The organism is Paraclostridium sp. (assembly GCF_051657365.1).
Classification (GTDB): Bacteria; Bacillota; Clostridia; order Peptostreptococcales; family Peptostreptococcaceae; genus Paraclostridium.
Map to the genome: position 1 here is coordinate 1 of NZ_JBOFKN010000179.1, position 3,662 is coordinate 3,662.

Annotated in this window: 7 protein-coding genes; 5 read left to right on the plus strand and 2 right to left on the minus strand. The window is 27.0% G+C overall.

Annotated features, from left to right (window positions below):
* Positions 1-7: 7 nt before the first annotated feature.
* The gene (locus ACRCYC_RS14240; protein ID WP_438618709.1) at positions 8-235 is read right to left on the minus strand and encodes a DUF2922 domain-containing protein; all 228 of its coding nucleotides are present in this window, start codon (positions 233-235) and stop codon (positions 8-10) included.
* A gap of 35 nt (positions 236-270) precedes the next feature.
* Positions 271-489: a DUF1659 domain-containing protein gene (locus tag ACRCYC_RS14245; RefSeq protein ID WP_438619802.1), complete on the minus strand. Its 219-nt coding sequence runs from the start codon at positions 487-489 to the stop codon at positions 271-273.
* Positions 490-750: 261 nt separating this feature from the next.
* On the opposite strand from ACRCYC_RS14245, the gene ACRCYC_RS14250 reads away from it, so the two are divergent.
* From ACRCYC_RS14250 to ACRCYC_RS14270, 5 genes are all read left to right on the plus strand, one after another.
* On the plus strand, positions 751-1,302 hold the full coding sequence (locus tag ACRCYC_RS14250; protein ID WP_438619803.1) for a hypothetical protein: 552 nt from the start codon (positions 751-753) through the stop codon (positions 1,300-1,302).
* A gap of 80 nt (positions 1,303-1,382) precedes the next feature.
* Positions 1,383-1,598: a DUF3791 domain-containing protein gene (locus ACRCYC_RS14255; protein WP_438619804.1), complete on the plus strand. Its 216-nt coding sequence runs from the start codon at positions 1,383-1,385 to the stop codon at positions 1,596-1,598.
* A gap of 20 nt (positions 1,599-1,618) precedes the next feature.
* Entirely contained in the window at positions 1,619-1,849 is a 231-nt protein-coding gene (locus ACRCYC_RS14260) for a hypothetical protein (RefSeq protein ID WP_438619805.1), read from the plus strand.
* Positions 1,850-1,914: 65 nt separating this feature from the next.
* Positions 1,915-3,168, plus strand: coding sequence for a DUF1232 domain-containing protein (locus tag ACRCYC_RS14265; protein WP_438619806.1), 1,254 nt, complete (start codon positions 1,915-1,917; stop codon positions 3,166-3,168).
* Between the two features lie 41 nt (positions 3,169-3,209).
* Positions 3,210-3,434, plus strand: a complete 225-nt coding sequence (locus ACRCYC_RS14270) for a hypothetical protein (RefSeq protein ID WP_438619807.1) — start codon at positions 3,210-3,212, stop codon at positions 3,432-3,434.
* Positions 3,435-3,662 lie beyond the last annotated feature (228 nt).

The window sequence follows — 3,662 nt, forward strand, 5'->3', positions numbered from 1 at the left end:
TGTACTACTACACAACTAAATCAAATTCAGTAGTATCTGTTACAACTATTTTAGCTTCAACAGCTTCCACTATATCAGCATCATTAGGAGCAAATATATTTTTCTCAACTATCATACTCATAACAGCCTTTATCTCAGCTTCAGTTACATTTTCCCTAGGATCATCAACCGATATAGAAACAAATCTTCCTAAAGAATTCTTAAAAGACATTACTAACTTCTTTGTAGTTTCCATAAAAACACCTCCTTTCACATAAATTTACTAGATAACTAATTCAAGATAGTATTATCTTGCTTATTTATCTCAAGTTCATCATTAACTTGTAACGATATAAGAGCTTTTGCAACATCTAGTGTATCTTGAGTAGATGTAGTAGGTTTTAAGTTAGAATAAGTTCTAGATTTTACAATAGTTTTACCATTATCGTTAAGTCCACAATCTAGCTTTATTTTTAAAGCAGATGGATTTTTAGTTTCACTAACAGCCATGTATTTCACCTCCTTTTGTATTGTTAAGATAATTATAGTGGGAAGGGGTTTGAGTCTTCAAAGAAAGTATTTGAAAAAAACATTTGAAAAAAACATTTGAAACAGGGGGGTCGTGTTTCCCGAGGTGGGGATTGATAATACAATAAAGTTGAAAATAAAAATATTGACCGAGTAAATAAAACATACTAAAATGAAAATATATTGATTGAGTAAATAAATAATGATTTGAATGATATAAAGCTCAAAAGAGGAGGCTAAAACTTGAATGGGTTAAACTTCATATTAAACCTATATGATATACAGTATATAAAGCTTGCTGAAATACTTGGAATCAATAAGCAAAACATAACCATGTGGGTTAAAGGCAAACAAAAAGTACCTAAGAAATACCTACCTATATTAGAAGAAATATTTAAAATAGATAAAGAATATTTTTCTAAAGAGTTAACAGAAATAGATAAATTAGAAATACAAAAAGAAAAGCTAAAACAAGATATAAAGCCAATAATAAGCAAAAAAGAGCCAGAATTTTCTATAGGTGAAATAAACAACATAGAAATAGAAATAGAAAAAGCAAAACTAGCTGAAAGATTTAAAGAATGTATGGATATAGTAGATGATAATCCCTATATGGACACATACAAACTAATAGTTGAACTTATGGAAAAAGTACCACATGAAATAGTACTTCATAAAACAATAGAAGCACTATCTCATTACTATAAAGTACCTCCAAACTGGGTAATCAATCATCCAAAACAAGATGATTTTGAAGAAAAAATCATAGAAGTATTTGCAAACAATGATTATTAACACTAGGAGTAAACACAATGACAAAAGTTAAAAGTAACGCAAATAGATCATATATTAAATAAATAGGAGTGTGATTATAGGTGGATGAAAAAATACTTGAATTCACCATATTTTGTATAGATAGCTTAGCAGAATATTTAAAAAAAGATACAAAAGAAATTTATAAATTATTAAAATATGATACAGATATTATTGATAACTATATAGTACCATGTTATGAACCACTTCATACACAAAGTAAATCATATATAATCCAAGATTTAATAGATGTATTAAAAGAAAAAGGAGCAATTTAATGTATGTGAGGTGATAAGTGATGGAAGCAAATAAAGTGTTACTTCAAAAGATGTATACAAAAATAATAATAGAATTTGCAAGTCAAACAAATAAAAACATAGAAGAAAGTATGGATTATTTTTATAAATCAACAACTTATGATTTAGTAAGATCTGGTGTATCGGACCTACATTGTAGAGGATATAAATATCTGGCGGATGAATTGATGCTAGAATATGGTTTTAAAAGTCATAAAGGGTATATTAATTAAATATAAAAATATACAAAGCAAAGGATTATATAAGGTTAGTAAGTTACTTATTGGAGGAGTTTAAAATGACATATATATGTATGGGGTGCAAGGAAAAGTTTGAAATAAACAAAGGCGATTCAATAAATTGTCCATATTGTAATCATTTAGTAATAGATGAGCGTAAATATTGGGAAGTAGAAAAACAAATGAAAAATAATAAATATACATCTAAAGATTTACAAGAAGTTATAGTAAATGAAGAAAATGTATATAGTAAAATAAAGGGATCAGCGCTAGAAAAAGTAAAAGAATACATTGAAGCTATGTATAAACTTTTAAAAGATCCAAAGGCAGAATGGAAACATAAATTAATAGCAATATCGGCGATAATATATGTAATATCTCCAATTGATATTATTCCAGATTTCATACCTATTATTGGGTATGTAGATGATGCAGCCGCTGTAATGATAGCTATAGCATCACTAGGGAGTGCTATAGATAAGTATAAAATGGAAATAGATAATAAAGAGAAAGATAAAGACAATAAAACGATTATATATAAATTAAAAGATGAAAGTAATTTAGAAAATACAACTGGAGTTCAAAAGAAAAATTTACTGATTTGGAGCATACCAAACAACAAGAAAAGTAATATACATACAGGTTTAATAACTGGAAAGCTTTTGAATGGAAATGAAGTATATGTATTGAATAGAAATGTAGATCATTTTTTAGTTCCAGCAAATGATTTTGATCAATATATTACGGATAGCATATTCAATGAATCCACAATGATTTTAAAAGCATTAGGGGTAAAAACAATAAAATGTACAAAAAAAATAGCAATAGCATCAGATAAAAAAATAGCATCAAAAGCAGAGTTTAAATCAATATTTGATATTGAAAATAATACAAATATAAAAGGAATAAGAGTTCAAACAGATGAGCTGCAAAGTAGCTTTGAAAAAGTAGATTTAAGTCAAAGTCTAAAAAATACTGATTTTATAGAAAAATTAATATGGTATTTTTCAGATAGTTCTATTATAAGTGAAAGTATATTTGAAGAAAGATTAGAAAAAGGCTTAATAAACACAAAAATTACAAGAAACTTAGAGTTGAGTTCGGTATTAGACGTTGAAAGCAGAGCAAATATAAAAAAATACTGTGGTGTCAAAAATAATATAAATATAAGTGAATCTGCTAAAATACAGTGGGCTATAGATGTAGAATATCATTCACTATCAGATATAGATAGATTAAATTTACAACATATACATAATAATATAAAGTTAAAAATTGAAGAAAGAAGAAAAAAATTAAATAGTTGCAATTAGATTTGAATGTAAATTATAAGTTAGAATTTTAGGGGGGAATAGTGAAATATATAAAAATAATAATAGTGCTACTTGTTATTGTTACATCTATATTAACTTTAATGGGTTATGCAAGGGTTCTTCCAAGTGCAATTTTTTTAGGTTCTATACTTAATATTATGAATGCATTTGAAAGTTATAAAAAAGACAAAAGTAGGAGTAAGTTGTTTTTTATAACTGCTTTATTTATGGGGATAACATCTATTTATATAATTTGTTTACCATAAAAACTCCTTCCTTCTCACAATATCCACAAAAAAAGTAGTACAGAAAAAGGCGAAGGTATGGAATTTAGAGATTGTTGAAGAAGCACTTAAAGACCGTTTTTTGGTCTTTGTGCGGATGAAACAACTCTAAATCCCATACCGAAGCCAACTCTGTACTACTACACAACTAAATCAAATTCAGTAGTATCTGTTACAACTATTTTAGCTTCAACAGCTTCCACTATATCA

What these genes read in the sequence shown, in the direction of transcription:
- ACRCYC_RS14240 (WP_438618709.1), bottom strand. Translation starts at nt 235, where the DNA reads ATGGAAACTACAAAGAAGTTAGTAATGTCTTTTAAGAATTCTTTAGGA.
- ACRCYC_RS14245 (WP_438619802.1), bottom strand. Translation starts at nt 489, where the DNA reads ATGGCTGTTAGTGAAACTAAAAATCCATCTGCTTTAAAAATAAAGCTA.
- ACRCYC_RS14260 (WP_438619805.1), top strand. Translation starts at nt 1,619, where the DNA reads ATGGAAGCAAATAAAGTGTTACTTCAAAAGATGTATACAAAAATAATA.
- ACRCYC_RS14265 (WP_438619806.1), top strand. Translation starts at nt 1,915, where the DNA reads ATGACATATATATGTATGGGGTGCAAGGAAAAGTTTGAAATAAACAAA.